The sequence below is a fragment of the uncultured Gulosibacter sp. genome (assembly GCF_963509965.1).
GTDB lineage: Bacteria > Actinomycetota > Actinomycetes > Actinomycetales > Microbacteriaceae > Gulosibacter.
On sequence record NZ_CAUPDE010000009.1, the window covers coordinates 1 to 15,512 of the forward strand.

Sequence of the window (15,512 nt, forward strand, 5' to 3'; positions counted from 1 at the left end):
GTTTCAACTTGCTGGCACCCCGCAAACGCGGTTTGGGGTTCTTTCATTCGCGCCTAGGAACTCGTCGTAATGCGCTGGTCGATCTTAGTTGCTATTGTGTCGGCCCCGAAATGCAATTCGAGCCATAGATTTCACCAGGTTGCCCTCTAAGTGCAGCTTGTAGAACAAATCACTGGGGACGACAGCCGACGCGAAGCCCATCAAAAAACTGAGAGTTTGCCAAACCCACACACCGCCGGTTGCAAATCAATTGCATCCAGAACGATAATTGAATGATACCTGTGATCATTCACATGGATACTCACCAGTACTGAAAGGCAATAATGGCCCGCAAGGTTATTTACCAGATCGTTGACGACCTCGACGGCACCGTACTCTCAAACGGACAGGGCGAGACCGTAAAGTTCGGACTCGACGGTGTCGACTACGAAATTGACCTCGGCCCCGAGAACGCGGCCGAGCTTCGCGAAAAGCTCCAGACCTATGTTTCCGTTGCTCGCCGCACCGGCGGCCGTCAGGTTCGCGGCACGCGCACGCAGCTGCCCTCAACCGGCCCGAAGCGCGACCTTGCTGCCGTGCGCAAGTGGGCCCGCGCAAACGGCTACGAGGTGGCCGACCGCGGCCGGGTGCCCACCGACATTATCGAAGCATTCGATGCTTCACAGGGTAACGGTGAATAATAGGCACTGCCCCTTCAAAAAAGGTTCGCCCCGTCACCTTCGTGCGGGGCGAACCTTTTTCGCCAACTGGCCTTTCGACCATTGACGCCAGGCCTGCTCTCATTTGCTCGCATCGTTAGCGAGCAGTGAGCGTGCGCGGCCGTTAACCGCGTGTCAGTTTGCGGATCTCGTTGAGAGTTGGCTGCTTGACACGCTCACCATTCACGAAAACCGCCGGGGTGCCGTCCACATTCATCTGTTCACCCTGCCGCTCATCCTCGACAACGCCGCGACTGAGCGCGACGTTGTTGATGTCGCTCTCGAACTTCTGCAGGTCGGGCACACCAGCTTGTTTTGCCAGCTCGACCATCACTTCCTCATCCAAAGTGTCTGCGCTGAGGTGGTCATGCAGCGATTGTTGCTCCTGCATCAACACCGCGTGCATTTCATCGAATTTGCCCTGTTCACCTGCGGCACGAGCCGCCACCGCTGTCAGCATTGAGCCCGAATCATCAATCACCCGGAAGTCGTGTAGCACCACTTTGATGTCGCTGCCGGCGAGCGCATCCGACTTGAGCTCGGGCAACACGTCGCTGGCATACTGTGCGCAGTGCGGGCAGAGGTAGTCGGAATAAATGTCGATGGTGGTTTTGGCATTCGGGTCGCCGTACACCATGTAGCTCGGGGTGGCTTCAACCTCGATTGCCGAGGGAGTTTGCACGGGCTGCGTGCCCGATTCTGTGGGGCCTGTCTGCGTCAGCACCGGTGGCTCTTCCGACTGCGTGCTGGCGGGCGTGTGCTGCGCGTCTGTGCTCGCGGCGCAGCCACCCAGTGCGAGAGCACCCGCAATACTCACGATCACGGCGACCCGACGATTCTGGCTCTTCATAGAAACTCCCTGGCTTCAAACAAAATTCCTGCCGCCATTGTATTGGCGGCAACCACCAAATCGCGTCTCAGAGCGCACTGGTCGCACAGTTCTGCGACAGATTGCTTTCGACCGTCGCCTATTAGGCTGCTAATACCGTGCCACCCCTCGCACCTCAAGAAAGGGCGTTCTGTTGACCACCGCTGCCGATGTCGCCAAGCTCATTGCCACCCGCTACGCAGACGAATCGTTTGCTTCGCTACCGGCTGCCGCATCCGAAACCATTGCGCTGCAATTACGGCACCGCTCGGTACGGAAGTTTACCGACCAACCAATCACCGAAACCGAACTCAACACGATCCTGGCGGCGGGGCTATCTGCTTCGGTCTCATCAAACCTGCAACTTTTCAGCGTGGTCGCTATTCGTGATCGCGACCGGATGCAACGAATCTCGGCAGCAATTGGCGGTCACCCCTACGTAGCGTCGGCCGAAGTATTCCTGGTTTGGGTGGTCGACTTGCACCGAGCAGTGGCTATGGCTGAGGCGGCCGATGCTCAGGTCGAGTCGCTCCCCTATCTCGAGAACACTCTCGTTGGTTTTGTTGATTGCGGCATCGCGGCACAAAACACCCTGCTGGCTGCCGAATCGCTCGGAATGGGAGGGGTGTTCGTGGGTTCGGTGCGCAATAATCCGATGGCGGTAGCCGACGAGCTGAATCTACCGCCCCATGTTTTCCCGGCGTTTGGGATGTCGCTTGGCTGGCCCGACCCGAGCGAACAGGCTGGTATCAAACCCCGCGTTCCGATGGCAGCGGTCGTGCACCACGAAAGCTACGATGCTGATGCCTGGCGTGAACCAGTTGCCGAATATGAATCTCGGCTTGCCGGATACTACGCGAACTATGGCAAACCCGACTACAGCTGGCAGCGCACCATTCTTGGCCGCGTCGGCAGCCTCAAGGGCTTGCACGGGCGCGAAAAGATGCGCGAGTGGTTAGCGCAGCTCGGCCTTGAGTCACGCTAACGACTGGCCGCAAACCGGTGCGATAGTTCGTTCCCGGGAGATAGTTTCGCGCCGATGCGCATATGCTGGCCCAATGACTCACGAGACTGATCAGGTTCATGAGGCGGTGCGACGAGCACGAATGCTGTTTTCGCTGCTCGCCACACCCAAACTGCGGCTGGCACTTGCGGCTCGGCTCAGTGGCAATCAGACCGATGCTACGGGTGCGTCTTTACCGCCGCTCAATTGGCTGGATGAATCTGGTCAGGTCGATGCTGCACTGGCGCGTGACACCGCATCCGCGCTCATGTCGACGATTTCGGATCGCGCCATTCTCGATGCCTCGCAGGTGTCGGAAATGCCAGCGGATGCTGGTGAACGTATGGAGCTGTCGCAGCGGATCGTGTCGATCGTATTCGACCGCTTTGCTCGTTCGCAGACGCTTTCAGAGCCCGAGCTCAACGCTGGCATCGCCATGTTTTGCCGCGATTTTGCGCTGATTCGTCGCGATGCCGTCGACAGTGGATTTCTCGAACGCTCAGCCGATGGCGCCCAGTATGCGCTGCGAGAGTCGGGGCACATTGGCACTTAGCCCGGTGCGTTTCTGAGCAGCGGGCAGGTTAGCAATTGACGCCTTTGCCGCACTGCGTCAGCACGGTTTCGATGAGTTCAAACGTGTCTTCTGTGAACGCCACGATCCGGATATCTGCAACGTTAGTTTCAGTGGTCAGCAGTGTCGTGACCGCGATTTTGACGGCATCGCGCAGCGGCCAGCGGTACACACCGGCACTGATGAGCGGGAACGCGATACTGCGCGCTCCGAGTGCGTCAGCGACCTCGAGCACGCGACGATAGCAGGATGTGAGCAGCTCGGGGTTGCGGTTGCCGACCCCATAATTTGGGCCGACTGTGTGAATCACCCATTTGGCGTTGAGCGCGCCCGCTGTCGTGGTCGCATAAGCTGGCAGCTATGCGATTGGTTCGGATAACCGCTGCGATCGGAATGACATTGCTGCTGACTTCATGCGCTGCCACCACCGCCGAAGATATTCCTCCGGCAAGCAACGCATCAAGCACACAACTACCTGATCTGAGACAAACCGCACCCGAATTGCCGTTGCTTGAAGCAGCAAGCATGTGTGCCACTGAAATCGATAGCGTGGTATTTCTCGACGCCATGCGCGATGGCGTATCGAACCGCGATGGTTTTGACCCGCACTACAACGCCGAACTGTTCAACGTGACGGTAGTTGATGGCGAGTGGCATTTTGAGTTTCTCCCCACCCACGAGAACATCGCAGCCGTCACTTGCCACACTGACGGTGATCAGGTGGTTTCGATGTCCCGCGCCGAGTTTGAAGAAGCGATGAACGGCCGCAGCTACGACGGCTACGTCGAAGTAACGACGTAACCAACCTCACCGCCGGGCACGGGATTCTGCGCTACAACGGCCTGATCACCATCACCGCCACCACGATCGAAGACCTCGACGCCCACGTCGCAGCCCTACCACTCTGCCGGCCAAGTCTGACTACCAGGAAGAGTGGGGTCATTCGGGCACTGTGACGAGGCAAAAGGGATGGCCTGCGGGGTCAGCGTAGATGCGCCAGGCTTTCGGGCCTGGGTCCAAGACGTCAGTGAGTGGGTGGCCGCCTGCTGCCTCGACGGCGGCACATGCCTCCGAGAGGTCATCGACTAGCAGGTCAAGGTGAACCTGCAGCTCGCCTCTGTGGCCCGGCCACTGCGGGGGTTCGTAATCGGAGACGCGATGGAAAGAGAGGCGTCCGACAGGCTCCCAGTCCAGCGTCAACCACTGGTCATCACCGGTGGCCGGTGCAAGATCCAGGACTTTCTGCCAGAAGAGTGCTTCTGCTGTGGGGTCCTTGCACTCAAAGACGAGTTGCGTGAGGCGTCCGATTGCTGGCATCTCTCCATGCTAGGACGCATCACCTGACCAGCCGAACGGTTCTATCGGGGTGCAGGGTGCTCACCGCGTGCTGCCTGATCGATCGCATGGGCAAAGCGGGAGTTCATCGGGTCGTGCAGGTCGAACCACTCGATCGCTGCGAGGTCGTCGACGTGCGCTCGATACAGCTCAGGCCACGCTTCGCCAAGAACTTCGGTGTTGGTCGGTGTCGCGTATCCCAGTGCATCGCTGGCGACGGGAACCAACCGATCGCCAAAGTGCGTCAACGTGTTCCAGAGACGGTGCCGCCCGTTGGTGATGGGCTCGAACCAGGGGTCGACGCACACTGCTTCGCCGGCAGAAAACCATGAGGTCACGATGTGCCGCTCAGTCTCCGTCAGTGGTTCCGGTACCGGAGCCGCCACCATTCCGTAGTACGTGTCGTCATCTTCATCGATGGTCCACCGCCCCGCGGCGAGCTCGTCTCCGACGAGGGCAACGGTAGAGGCAATCAGTCTCCAGCGCTGCTCGGAAGTGTCACTCCAACGAGGTTCACGGTGATCCTCCTGGTCCGGGTCTTCGGGCACCCATTCTCGGACATGCTGCGCTGCGCCTCTCCACCAGAACGCGGGCATCCACACAGGAACTGACAACTCCATGAGCACCTCGCATCCGTCGACTCGGCTGTCCTCCATGACAGCCATTAGAGGACGCCATTGTACACCTCTCTCGTAGGCGTGCCGCCGCTGCGTAGAGAGGACCCTGGGATGGCGGCGTTTGTTAACCCGGTTGCTGATGCTGCTGGGGCCCAATGAGGGGTTGCGAGAGTTGGCGCACACGACTCGCACCTTCGAGGATCCGGTCGATACGTACCGGGTGTTGGGTGAGGTGTCGGGGGCTTACCGAGAATGGGCCTGAGGGGACTCGACTCCCCATCACCATCTCCACGCGTCACCAACGACGCGCGGAGCCTCCGGCGACGGGGCCCCACCAAGGGGTTCTCGTGCCCAGCCACTTTCACCAAATAAAAACGGCCCCTCACGGGGCCGCCTTTATTTGGTGGACCTGAGGGGACTCGAACCCAATTTTGGGGGTATTGGGGTTATGCGGAAGTTGGCGACTTCCTTGTGTTTTCTAGGGCACTCGGGCTATCTCAGGCGTGCTCGGGTTAGCTCAGGTTTGCTCAAATGTGGGCAAAATGTGGGCAAAATGTGGGCACGAAAACTGGCTCTGTTACACCTGGGAGCACACCCGTTCGCAGTGAGTTTCACGCATGAGGTTAGCGCTACAATTCCGCCGCCTTGTTTCCGTCGACAACATTTGATATTATTGTCACTGTCACCAATTAGGTGGCATAGCAAAACTCAATAGAGAGGAGGTGCCACCACTTGGAGAAAGAGCTGAAAAAGCTCATCCGCAACCTGGAAGATCAGGGCTGGACCGTGAAACAAAAAAAGAGCGGGTACATGCTGTACCCACCCGACATCACCAAGAACCCGGTCATGATCCACCTGACCGCCTCAGACCGTAGAGCATGGGCCAACATGCTCGCAGAACTGAGACGGAGCGGATACCAGGGCTAAGAACCAGGTGGAGGGAATCAAGCGCGGGAAGCTAGATCCCCTCCACCGTAGCCCAAAACACCCCAAGTTGGCACCACTCACAACAAACAAGAAAGGAACACCAGTGACCACCTGGCACGCCAGCATCGGCTACACCATCACGCCGCGACTCACCGAAGACACCGCATTCGATGTCCTCGACGCGCTCGGCGCTTACGGTGCATCCCAGAGCGTGTCACGGGACTTCACAGAAGCTCACGCCACCATGACCGTCACTGCGCCGACCGCAATCGACGCCATTGAGTGCGCAACCGATGCCATTCGCGCCGCAACAGCCCCGTTCGGAACCATCGACATCACTGAGCTTCGTGCTATCACCCCTGCAGCTTTCGACGCTGAACTCGCAGAACCGATCTTCCCGCCGGTTGTCGGATTCGCCGAGATCGCTGACCGCGCTGGAGTAACCCGCCAGCGCGCACGCCAGTTCACCAAGATCACCGGCTTCCCGCCGCCGGTAATCGAAACTGCTCAGGGGCCGCTGTTCAACCTCCACGCGATTGAACGCTGGCTCGAAACCCGCGACACCACCCCCGGCCGCCGTAAGAAAGTGGCCGCCTCCGCCTGATTCATAGCCCTGAATCACAAAATAGCCCCCTCACGCCACTACAGCGCGAGGGGGCTATCCCTAATCATTGACTAACTCTCATCACCGGGGTTGCGGACGTTCACGCCCGCCAGCGCTGACGACCCAACGGCCAGCACTGCAGCAGCCACGGTCAGGATCGCCTGACCCACGTCATCAGCTACCAGGCCCAGCAGCACCAGCAGCGGCACCACCGCTGACGCGATGCCGTACAGCCACTTCCGCACCTGCACGCTCGGCACCAACGTGCCTTCAGCTCCATGCTTTCCCATCACTCCCCTCCTTCCTCCCGTAGCTTGTCGACCAGCCGATCAACCGTCGCGACCTCGGCCGGGTCCGCGCCCGCCTCAACCGCGAGAATCTTCATCTGCGCGTACGCCTCACCCAAAATGAGTCGCTTACGCCACTCACGGTCACGCTCAGCTTTCGCGCCACGGATCGACACCTGTTCCCGGCTTTCACGGCCAGTCCAGCGACGACTCAGCCCCTTAAAGCCAGCAACCAGTGAGCCGAGCACGCCAGTGGTCGCGAGCACCGTGACAAGAGCCGTCAGGTCAATATCCGCCATGCCGGCCCTCCCTATCGCGGGTCACGATTCCAATATCTGATGTCCCAGTGCCGTACCGCGAGCGCGAGGATGAATGCGACGACGAACCCGAGTTGGGTGATGCGGTTTCCGTGCTCGACGAAGTGGTTCACGAAGATCGTGGCGCCGTAGATCGCGGCCCCATGGCCGCACAGCAGAATCGCCATTCGCTCGATCACCCAGTAGCGTGTGAGTGTCGCCCACGCGCCCAGGCCGCCGCCGATGGTGAGCATTCCCGACCATATGGCGGTGAGCACTTCGCCGATCTGCCACTCAACCGATTTCGGTGGCATGATCATGGCTGCTGCGCCGGCGATGAGGATCGCGGTGTACAGCAGCGACCACATGACTCGGCGGGTGCGTGGTTCTTCGATCAGCTGCCAGAGTTTTTTTGCCAGCTTCATTCGGTCTCCTAGCTTGAGAGGCGTTTCACGAACCCGGCCCACGAACGCGGACCCATGACCCCATCGATGGGGCCGGTGTAACCGCCGCCATCGCGTGCGTACGATTGCATGCCCTTGTAGGTGTTGATGCCTGGCACGCCGTCGATGGGGCCGTGGTAGTAGCCGTATTTCGCGACGGTTTTCTGCACACCCTTCCAGGTGTTCGTGCCAGGCACGCCATCAACGGGACCGCTGTAGCGGCCAAGCTTGCGGAGCCAGGACTGGATGGTGCGCCACTGATCTTTCGACGCGGAGCTACCAGACGCTGCGGGCGCAGCTGCCGACAATCGCCCAATGATCGAAGCGTTCCCGCCGTTCGTGCGCGACCACCCCAAATACGGGTTCCCGGCAGCACTCGTGTAGTGCGCGACCGTGGTGATGCCGTAATTTTTCCCGAGCTGCTGCGGCACCTTACCCGGCGTACCGGTCATCAAGACCCGCCCGCCACCGAGCGAGATTCCCACGTGACCTTCGGCAGGATTCCGCCAGTAATGAATCGCCCCCACCGGCGCTTTACTCGCATCAGTCGACTCGATACGGGACGCGACCCGCGCGGCAGTTGCCGTAGCGTAGGTACGCATCTGCGAATCAGAAGCATAGCCGAGCAGGAAATAGATTGCGTTCCACACCAGCCGCTGGCACTGCTGATCCCAGTCGCGCGTCGGGTATTCCCGATTCAGCCGCGCCACAAGTGTATTGATATCCATTGCTTTCTCCTCGATTTTTGGGTACAAAAATGCCCCCGTGTTTCAGGGGGGGCTGTGATGGTCACCATCCGGTCAAGCGGACTAGAGCACTCGCTGCGGCGGTCTGGCCACCGGGGTCGGTAGCGTGATGAGCTGGTGCGGTTACCAGTTCATGGTGAGATTGAGCTGCGCAGTCCCATCCACTTGCACGTCCGAGCTGTTGTCCAGCACGACTTGCCCGTTTGTGGTGACTTCTACAGCGTGGGCTTCCCATCTCCCTCCCGTACGAAGCGTCGCCATTACTGCGATGTTGACTGGTGGCGCGAGCTCTGCAGGGATACTCCCAAGCTGACGACGCTGTGGGCCCCACTTCACCGACCGGTTACCTACCAGCTTGAGCGTAAAAAGCACCCCACCTGCTGGGAGTTTCGTGATCCGCGAGTGCGTTTCACGCCAGTCCCCATGAGCGTGGCGATACTCGCCGATTTCATGGTCGGCTCGCTGCCATTGCCCTGCGTGGTACCGGAATTTGCCTGGATCGGCGTCGGTTTGCCACCACTCAAGGCCCTCGAACGGCTTAGCTGCTTCGCGTTGCGCTTGCGTGCCGCGCCGGTACTGGCCCGAGCTGATCGAATCCGCTGCCGTCGTGAGATCGACCGCCAGATTTACTGCGTCTGCGTCTGTCCAGGTCGGCTGCCCGTATTGATCTGTGCCTGCCATTAGCTCCTCCAAGTGATTTCGAGTGCCCCGCTCATCGGGTCTTCCGAGAGCGGCTTATACATGTCATGCGTGCCGCCGCCGTTCGCGCTGTTCACCGAGAGGCGGATGCCTCGGTTACCTGTGCGCAGCTGTTCTGCCACTGCGCGGGGAATGTCCACCCAGCCCTGCCTCGCCGGTAGCACTCCGGTGGGGCCGGTGCCGGCTTGCGAGGGTGGTGGCGATGCGAGCGCCTGCACGATCGGGGCGTTCGGGTACAGCACCTGCGTGGTGGGGAGATACATTCGGCAGCGCACGATCTCGGCGTCGTCGGGGAGTGTCTTCCCCAAGATGTCGCCGTAATGCCATGCAGCTACTCGGTAGTCCGAGACCGCTGGGCGTCCTGATCCCCAGTCACCATTGCGCCAGTTACCGGCGATCCTTGCGCGAAACGTCTTCTTCGTAGTCGTCGGAGCTGCCGGTGGCGGAGGCTGCGGAGGCGGCGGAGGCGGCGGCACGTATGATGGCTTGCCACTGGCCAGGTACCCCTCATGCCCGTATGTGAGCGCTACCTTGTCACCGACCTGCGGATTCGCGTACAGTACCGCAGCTTCGATTGGTGATTCGCCGACCGCTACTTCCACCATTACCGTCGTCGATGACACCGCAGTCACCGTCCCTTGCGTCGGCGTCGGGAGCGTCCTGCCAAGTACCACATGCCTACCGCCAGAGTTCTGCACCTGTACGGAGTCTCCCGGCGCCGGAATCACTGTCCCCGCCCACCGCCATGCCTGCTCGACCCCGAGCGCGTCGATCACAACACATAGCGGGCCATCGAATCTCACGAAGGTGGCCGTCTCGGTTGCGGATGACTGCACGTCGCCCAGCCCCTGAATGAGCCGCTGCGTCGCGTCATGCATAGACATCCTCCTGATACTGGAGCGTGCCTTCCATGACGTCACCGGCCCATTTGATGGCCGTCACCAGCCCGGTGATTTCCTCACCGGTTGGTGTAACTATCGTCCAGGTATCGCCGATCTCCATGCGCGGGTCGAGCATTGCGGTGAATTTCTGTGCGAATGATGGTTTCGACACCTGTTGCAAGATCTTCTGCAGTGCTGATTGTGCGGCAGCTTTTGTCTTAACAAACTCGGATGCGTAGAACCGCGAGTAAGTGCCGTATGGGCCTCCGACTGCGAGTGGGCCGCTGGTGATTCTCGCGGGCTCCACCACGATAGGGTTACGAGCTTCATCTTCAAACGAGCCGATCACCTCGTTATAGACGTCGTCTGATTCGACCGAGTACGGGGCTTCCAGGATCGTGCCCTCGACCCGCCCGACCGGTTCGCCAACCGTGTCTGAGACTACGTTCAAAACACCATATGCGTCGACGACTGCGACACCACCGAGGTGTGCTGCGAGCGCATGTACTTGTTTTAGCCGGTCGCCCTGTGCGCGCTCATACTCGAGCTGTGGCGGCGACTTGTCTGGCACATTCCTAGCCACCAGCATCCCGGTTAGCCGAACTATTTCATCCCATGACGATTTCTTCGTTGGTTTCAGTGTGACTTGGCTGAACCCGTTACGTCGGACGCGCTCTTCTTGCGACTTCGCGCGTATCGTGAGCATTGAGCCGGTGACAATGCGACGTCCCTGCAACCGGTATTTCCCGCTCGAATCGGTGGCTTCTGGTACTGCCGTAATCATTAGCTGACCAACGGGTACGCTCGCTATCTGCTCTCCTAGCCGTGCTTCGAGCGTTAGGTCAATGTCGTTGCCCCACGGTCCCAGCATGGCTTCGAAATCTCGTGGCACGATGCTCTCGCCGTAACGGTGTGCGTACACGATATTCACGTGCGCTACTTGCTTGATCTCCCCAGACAGGTCCCACGACACTTCGAATGCTGTCGGAGTGAACCCTTCTGGCGCGAGCTCTTCGGAAACGCGGGTCCCGTCCCGTAAGACATCAACTCGCAAGCGCAGCTCTCTGCCCGGCGACATGAATATGAGTAGGTCTGATTCAGTCAGATTTCGCACTTGCTGTCCCCTATTGCATTGTCAAGTCGTAGCGGCGGTTCAATTCGCCGTACGTCAGGTTGTCTTGCTTCGCCTTGAGATATGTGTCGTACACCGCATTGACATGCGCGTACGTCAACAACGGAATAAAGAGTCCAGGTGCCGGTGGGAGCACCTCATTCCCCGCGCCGTCGAAGTGAGTAATGTCACCGCCGTACCGCACATCGATGTCGTTCAGCCCGTAGTTCGGGACTGCAGCGAAGAATGGGCGTGGCAAGGGAATCTTGTGGTCGGAACCGAAGCGGAAACACAGGATCGGGGGAAGGTCTCTCTCCCCACGCCCGAGCATGGTGATGACCTTGTCTCGGTTTACAACCGTTTCGACCTCTAGGGAGAGGTCGATATCGATAATTCCTCGCTGTGTCCCGGCCATGAATATCCCAGCCTTGAGGCCCGGCACCCACTGGGTTTCACCAGTATTGGGCGCATGCACCGGGAACACTGCGTTACCTCGGAAGAAGCACTCCACGCCACCATTCGGGTCGAGCGGGTTGTGTACCCAGAGTCCATTAACGTCAACCAGTACGGATGCGCCGTCGGTCAACGCGATTCTTGTTCCGGCAGCGTCGAAGCACTCAACTCGATAAACCGCTTCAGTACCAAGCGGCACTTCGTGATCGATATGGGTGAGCTCCCCAGCTACCGCTTTCTGGATTGCACCACGCACTTGATACTGTCTGCCATCCGCTAGGCGCCAGAGTGTCACAGTTGTGGTTCCAGCAGGCAATGCCGCTTCAAACACTTCCACGGCTGGGCCGCCGGGCAAATCTAGTTTCGTGATCCGCATCAGCTTCCCCTCTGCTGACCGTGAATAGCCGCTAGCGTCGCGCCGGAGTCGTACGCGCTAACGGCGCTCTTCGCCGCAGCAGTAGCAATCGGCGATGCGATTGCCCGTACCACGCCTTCGATCGGCTGACCGGCTACTTCCAGGACAAGCTTCGACCCAGCGGGGATACCGTTATTCATCACAGTCGTGGACGTGATCGCGCGATGTTCCGCAGCTCGAGCGTGCCGTACGATGCCGCCATCCGCATACTGCTGTAGTCGGTACACGCCCATGCCAAGCCGCTTTGCTGCCTCGGCGAGGATGCCACGGTTTCGCTCTTCCTCACCACGCTTCCCAGACACAAATGCCTCCCATCGCGTTTCTGGTTCAGCGAACTTCAGAATGTTTGCGCCTCCCGGGTAAATACCGGTCGGAACGTGCGACCGAACACCACCGTTGGCGTACTCCTGATACGAGTACATGCCCCCGATGGCGTTCTTTAGCATTGCCTGTACCCCGATACTGATCGTGGTCCCCGCCAGGCGCCAGATCGCGGCCTCCGCCATCGACGTGTCCGCGTCGACGCGCGCCGTCGCGATCGTTCCATTCGCCATGACCTTCCACTGATTGGTAGCGGTGTACGCCATACCCGCATCCGTGCCCATGCGAGCCACCGCCCAGGTACCGTCCGCGAGTTGCTTCCACTCGATCACTCCCCTGTCGGCTGCTGCGGTGTCCGCGTCCATCGTGGTGACCGCGAATGTGCCGTCGGCTTGCAGCTTCCACACGGCGACCTCGCCCTCTGCAGGCGAGATATCGGCGCCCAGCGTGGCCTGCGCATACATGCCGTCAGCGGTGCGGTGCCATGTGATCACATCCGCGACCGCCCCGCTGGTATCAGCCGTGAACTCGGTCGTCACTCGTGCCGGAACTAGCCCATACTGGTCTGCGAGAGCGGCCGCCTCATCACCAGACAGGCCCATCGCCTGAGCCGCTTCAATGAACGCCTCGCGCCCTTCACGCATCTTCGCGACCACCTCGTCAGTGCTCGCTCCAGCCGAAGTCAATTCAGCCGCAAGATCGGTGGTCGCGCCCGCCAAATCCCTGAGCGCAGCACGGTTTGAACGTCCCGCCTCAGTCGTGACGTCCAGGTTTTGCCCGTTCTTCTCGAGAGCCGCGTTTACCTCATCAATGGACTCGTAGAAGTTGTTCTCAGCGCCAACCAGGCCACCCATCAGGTCATCAAGCGCTCGAATTGAGTCGGCCAGGTCTTCGTTCGCTGCAGCCGCTTTTTCGGCTGCTTTGGCTTGCTTGCGTTGCGCGTCGGTAAGACTGTCCGTACCACTTGCCGCGTCACCCATTGCGGCTTCAACGAGCCAGGCTTGCCGTTCCGTCTCCGACATCGCCGAAAGATTGACACCCTGTTCAGTTGCAAGCGCAGTGAGCTTGTCCTTATACGCATCCATTGACTCGAGCAACTGCCACTGCGCCTCCGACCCAAGGTTGTATTCCTCGACAAGTGCCCGGTAAGCGGTCTGAGCACGTGGCAAGTCGGAATCCGCTAGTTGTGCGAGTTGCTCACCAACCGCCTGCAACGCATCCGCGAATTTCCATTCACCCTGCGTTACATCCATCCACTCGAACCAGTTCCCTGTCGAAATTCGTGACAGCGTGGCTTCGAAGTTCTCGAGATACTTTTGCGAATCTTCCAGACCACCGAAGAACGTTTTAGCGGCACCAGTCCGATCCAACGCAGCGGTCAGCGTATCAGCCGCGCTCCCCGTTGTCTCCAGAGCGTTGCGCAGTTGTTCACTCGTTGGGATTCCGTCTTCGACAGCGCGATTGAACGCGTCAACGGCCACTGTCGCTGCCACAATTGCTGCAGTGATTCCGAGGTTCTTCAACGTGAACAGCTTGCCGAGCTTGGCTTTCGTATCCGCCGACGTGATGCCCAGCGTCTTCAGTGCGGTTTTCGTTTCTGCGATGCGTGGGATCAGCACGAGCGCGGCCCCCGCCGCGAGCGTTAGCCCACCGCCCACCGCACCCAGCACAGTTACCGTTGCTTTAATCGGGCCGGGAAGATTCGTAAACGCATCAATCAGACTGGTGAGCCCCTGCACCATGCCACGCAGTGGCCCATCAGCGGTTTCGCCCATACCGATCAGCAGTTCATCCCAGGCACCGCCGAGTTTCTCGAGATCGCCCTTGAGGTTGTCCTGCATGATCGCCGCCGTCTCAGCGGCGTAGCCAGCGTCATTGACCTTGTCGATCCACCCCTGGATGCCTTCCTGGCCCTGATCGAACAGCACGTTCGCGGCGCGTACCGCGTCGGTACCGAACAGGATCGACATTGCCGCGTTCCGCGCTTCCGGAGTCAACTCCGACATCCGCGTTTTCAACTGTCCCGCGAACTCGGCCAAACCAACGAAGTTGCCCTGCGCATCCCACGCATTCAGGCCGAGCGATGCCATCGTGTCGGCGGCTTCCTTTGACGGGTTCGCCAGGCGCTGCAGCATCGTCTTAAACGATGTACCCGCGTCCGACCCCATCAAGCCTGCCGATGCGAACGCCGATAGACCACCCACGGTCTCTTCAATCGACAGCCCCATCTGTGACGCAATCAAACCCGACTGCGCCAACGCCTGCGACAGCTCCTGCACGCCACCCTGGGCTTTACCGGCACCAGCTGCCAGCAAATCTGCGACGTGAGTGACGTCCTTACCCGTCAGATTAAACTGCACCATCGCCGACGCTGCCGTCTCAGCAGCAAACGCCACATCAACATTGCCTGCTGCGGCCAGCGCGAGCGCACCGTCCAAACCACCGTTCAGAATGTCAGTGGTCTCGACACCGGCTTTCGCGAGCTCTTCAATCGCGCCAGCCGCTTCCGTGGCTGAATACGCCGTATCCGCACCAGCTCGCCGTGCCGCGTCCGTGAGCAGCTGCATCTCCGACGTGGACGCGTGCGTGGCCGACTGTACCTTCGACATGGCTTCGTCGAAGTTCGCGTATGCGTTCACTGCCAGCCCGACACCGGCGACTGCTGCGCCGCCGATGAACATCAGCTGGCCGCCAATCTTCGACGCGGCCTCCGACCACGACGCGCCCCACTGCTCGATGTTCTCAGCTGAGCGCGCCGTCTCCTCAGTTGCTTCCGACGCCTGCTTCATGCCTTGCAGATAGTTCTGCACATCCGCAATCAGGCGAACCTTAATCGCTTTGTCAGCCATTGCGCCCCTCACCATCCACCAGCGTGACCGGCCACACCAGTCCATCCAGTGGGCGGTCTTCGGTCTCGTATTTTTTCCGGAACGCTCGATCCGCGCGCTGCTGCGCCCGGATTGCGTGGTTCACGCGAGGCAGCCCGTCCGGGCCACCCACGTGGAACCGAGCATCCTTGTTCATTTCGTCCTCGTACGGAATGCCCCGAGGCGAAATCGACTCTTCCGCCTGTTTCGCGGCAAGAAACAGATCAATGTCGGCGCTGGTGAACTCATCCACCCTGACGACCTGAAAACTGTCGCCGTCTGCAACTGCTCGATACTGTTGCGGTTCGCCCCACAACCTGCGCGGTGATACGCCCAACCGCTCTGCAAGACGGATTTCGTCACGCATGCG

At 60.0% G+C, this 15,512-nt stretch carries 20 protein-coding genes; 6 read left to right on the forward strand and 14 right to left on the reverse strand.

The features are described from left to right. Window positions 1–323 precede the first annotated feature (323 nt). Complete coding sequence (locus tag RQ865_RS06675) at window positions 324–680, forward strand: Lsr2 family protein (protein ID WP_311478363.1); 357 nt, start codon at window positions 324–326, stop codon at window positions 678–680. Window positions 681–822: 142 nt separating this feature from the next. On the opposite strand, the gene RQ865_RS06680 is transcribed toward RQ865_RS06675, so the two are convergent. Further along, the gene (locus RQ865_RS06680) at window positions 823–1,548 is read right to left on the reverse strand and encodes a thioredoxin domain-containing protein (protein WP_311478364.1); all 726 of its coding nucleotides are present in this window, start codon (window positions 1,546–1,548) and stop codon (window positions 823–825) included. Between the two features lie 172 nt (window positions 1,549–1,720). On the opposite strand from RQ865_RS06680, the gene RQ865_RS06685 reads away from it, so the two are divergent. After that, the gene (locus tag RQ865_RS06685) at window positions 1,721–2,551 is read left to right on the forward strand and encodes an NADPH-dependent oxidoreductase (protein ID WP_311478365.1); all 831 of its coding nucleotides are present in this window, start codon (window positions 1,721–1,723) and stop codon (window positions 2,549–2,551) included. A 73-nt stretch (window positions 2,552–2,624) separates the two neighbouring features. Next, window positions 2,625–3,122: a DUF2087 domain-containing protein gene (locus RQ865_RS06690; RefSeq protein ID WP_311478367.1), complete on the forward strand. Its 498-nt coding sequence runs from the start codon at window positions 2,625–2,627 to the stop codon at window positions 3,120–3,122. Window positions 3,123–3,150: 28 nt separating this feature from the next. Here RQ865_RS06690 and RQ865_RS06695 read toward each other — a convergent pair whose 3' ends face one another. Then, window positions 3,151–3,498 (reverse strand): macro domain-containing protein, encoded by a 348-nt coding sequence (locus RQ865_RS06695; protein WP_311478486.1) that lies wholly within the window; start codon window positions 3,496–3,498, stop codon window positions 3,151–3,153. A 2-nt stretch (window positions 3,499–3,500) separates the two neighbouring features. On the opposite strand from RQ865_RS06695, the gene RQ865_RS06700 reads away from it, so the two are divergent. Next, entirely contained in the window at window positions 3,501–3,941 is a 441-nt protein-coding gene (locus RQ865_RS06700) for a hypothetical protein (RefSeq protein ID WP_311478369.1), read from the forward strand. Window positions 3,942–4,079: 138 nt separating this feature from the next. Here RQ865_RS06700 and RQ865_RS06705 read toward each other — a convergent pair whose 3' ends face one another. Next, on the reverse strand, window positions 4,080–4,457 hold the full coding sequence (locus RQ865_RS06705) for a VOC family protein (protein ID WP_311478370.1): 378 nt from the start codon (window positions 4,455–4,457) through the stop codon (window positions 4,080–4,082). A 41-nt stretch (window positions 4,458–4,498) separates the two neighbouring features. Then, window positions 4,499–5,140 carry a hypothetical protein gene (locus tag RQ865_RS06710; RefSeq protein ID WP_311478372.1) on the reverse strand — a complete coding sequence of 214 codons (642 nt, stop codon included), beginning with the start codon at window positions 5,138–5,140 and terminating at the stop codon, window positions 4,499–4,501. Window positions 5,141–5,824: 684 nt separating this feature from the next. On the opposite strand from RQ865_RS06710, the gene RQ865_RS06715 reads away from it, so the two are divergent. Together RQ865_RS06715 and RQ865_RS06720 are read left to right on the forward strand one after the other, a co-directional pair. Beyond that, entirely contained in the window at window positions 5,825–6,019 is a 195-nt protein-coding gene (locus tag RQ865_RS06715; RefSeq protein ID WP_311478373.1) for a hypothetical protein, read from the forward strand. A 103-nt stretch (window positions 6,020–6,122) separates the two neighbouring features. After that, on the forward strand, window positions 6,123–6,623 hold the full coding sequence (locus RQ865_RS06720) for a hypothetical protein (protein ID WP_311478374.1): 501 nt from the start codon (window positions 6,123–6,125) through the stop codon (window positions 6,621–6,623). Between the two features lie 71 nt (window positions 6,624–6,694). On the opposite strand, the gene RQ865_RS06725 is transcribed toward RQ865_RS06720, so the two are convergent. The 10 genes from RQ865_RS06725 to RQ865_RS06770 form a co-directional block, all read right to left on the reverse strand. Beyond that, window positions 6,695–6,913: a hypothetical protein gene (locus RQ865_RS06725; RefSeq protein ID WP_311478375.1), complete on the reverse strand. Its 219-nt coding sequence runs from the start codon at window positions 6,911–6,913 to the stop codon at window positions 6,695–6,697. After that, window positions 6,913–7,209 carry a hypothetical protein gene (locus RQ865_RS06730; RefSeq protein WP_311478376.1) on the reverse strand — a complete coding sequence of 99 codons (297 nt, stop codon included), beginning with the start codon at window positions 7,207–7,209 and terminating at the stop codon, window positions 6,913–6,915. The genes RQ865_RS06725 and RQ865_RS06730 overlap by 1 nt, the downstream gene beginning before the upstream one ends. 11 nt (window positions 7,210–7,220) lie before the next feature. Further along, window positions 7,221–7,631, reverse strand: a complete 411-nt coding sequence (locus tag RQ865_RS06735; RefSeq protein WP_311478377.1) for a hypothetical protein — start codon at window positions 7,629–7,631, stop codon at window positions 7,221–7,223. A gap of 8 nt (window positions 7,632–7,639) precedes the next feature. Continuing rightward, window positions 7,640–8,377: a peptidoglycan-binding domain-containing protein gene (locus tag RQ865_RS06740; RefSeq protein WP_311478378.1), complete on the reverse strand. Its 738-nt coding sequence runs from the start codon at window positions 8,375–8,377 to the stop codon at window positions 7,640–7,642. Between the two features lie 141 nt (window positions 8,378–8,518). Beyond that, window positions 8,519–9,076 (reverse strand): hypothetical protein, encoded by a 558-nt coding sequence (locus tag RQ865_RS06745; RefSeq protein ID WP_311478379.1) that lies wholly within the window; start codon window positions 9,074–9,076, stop codon window positions 8,519–8,521. Continuing rightward, window positions 9,076–9,972: a hypothetical protein gene (locus RQ865_RS06750; RefSeq protein WP_311478380.1), complete on the reverse strand. Its 897-nt coding sequence runs from the start codon at window positions 9,970–9,972 to the stop codon at window positions 9,076–9,078. Before RQ865_RS06750 ends, RQ865_RS06745 begins: the two co-directional genes overlap by 1 nt. Beyond that, on the reverse strand, window positions 9,965–10,906 hold the full coding sequence (locus tag RQ865_RS06755; protein WP_311478382.1) for a hypothetical protein: 942 nt from the start codon (window positions 10,904–10,906) through the stop codon (window positions 9,965–9,967). The genes RQ865_RS06750 and RQ865_RS06755 overlap by 8 nt, the downstream gene beginning before the upstream one ends. A 193-nt stretch (window positions 10,907–11,099) precedes the next feature. Further along, window positions 11,100–11,915, reverse strand: coding sequence for a hypothetical protein (locus RQ865_RS06760; protein WP_311478384.1), 816 nt, complete (start codon window positions 11,913–11,915; stop codon window positions 11,100–11,102). Beyond that, window positions 11,915–15,124, reverse strand: coding sequence for a phage tail tape measure protein (locus RQ865_RS06765; protein ID WP_311478385.1), 3,210 nt, complete (start codon window positions 15,122–15,124; stop codon window positions 11,915–11,917). The genes RQ865_RS06760 and RQ865_RS06765 overlap by 1 nt, the downstream gene beginning before the upstream one ends. After that, window positions 15,117–15,509 (reverse strand): hypothetical protein, encoded by a 393-nt coding sequence (locus RQ865_RS06770; RefSeq protein WP_311478387.1) that lies wholly within the window; start codon window positions 15,507–15,509, stop codon window positions 15,117–15,119. Before RQ865_RS06770 ends, RQ865_RS06765 begins: the two co-directional genes overlap by 8 nt. Window positions 15,510–15,512 lie beyond the last annotated feature (3 nt).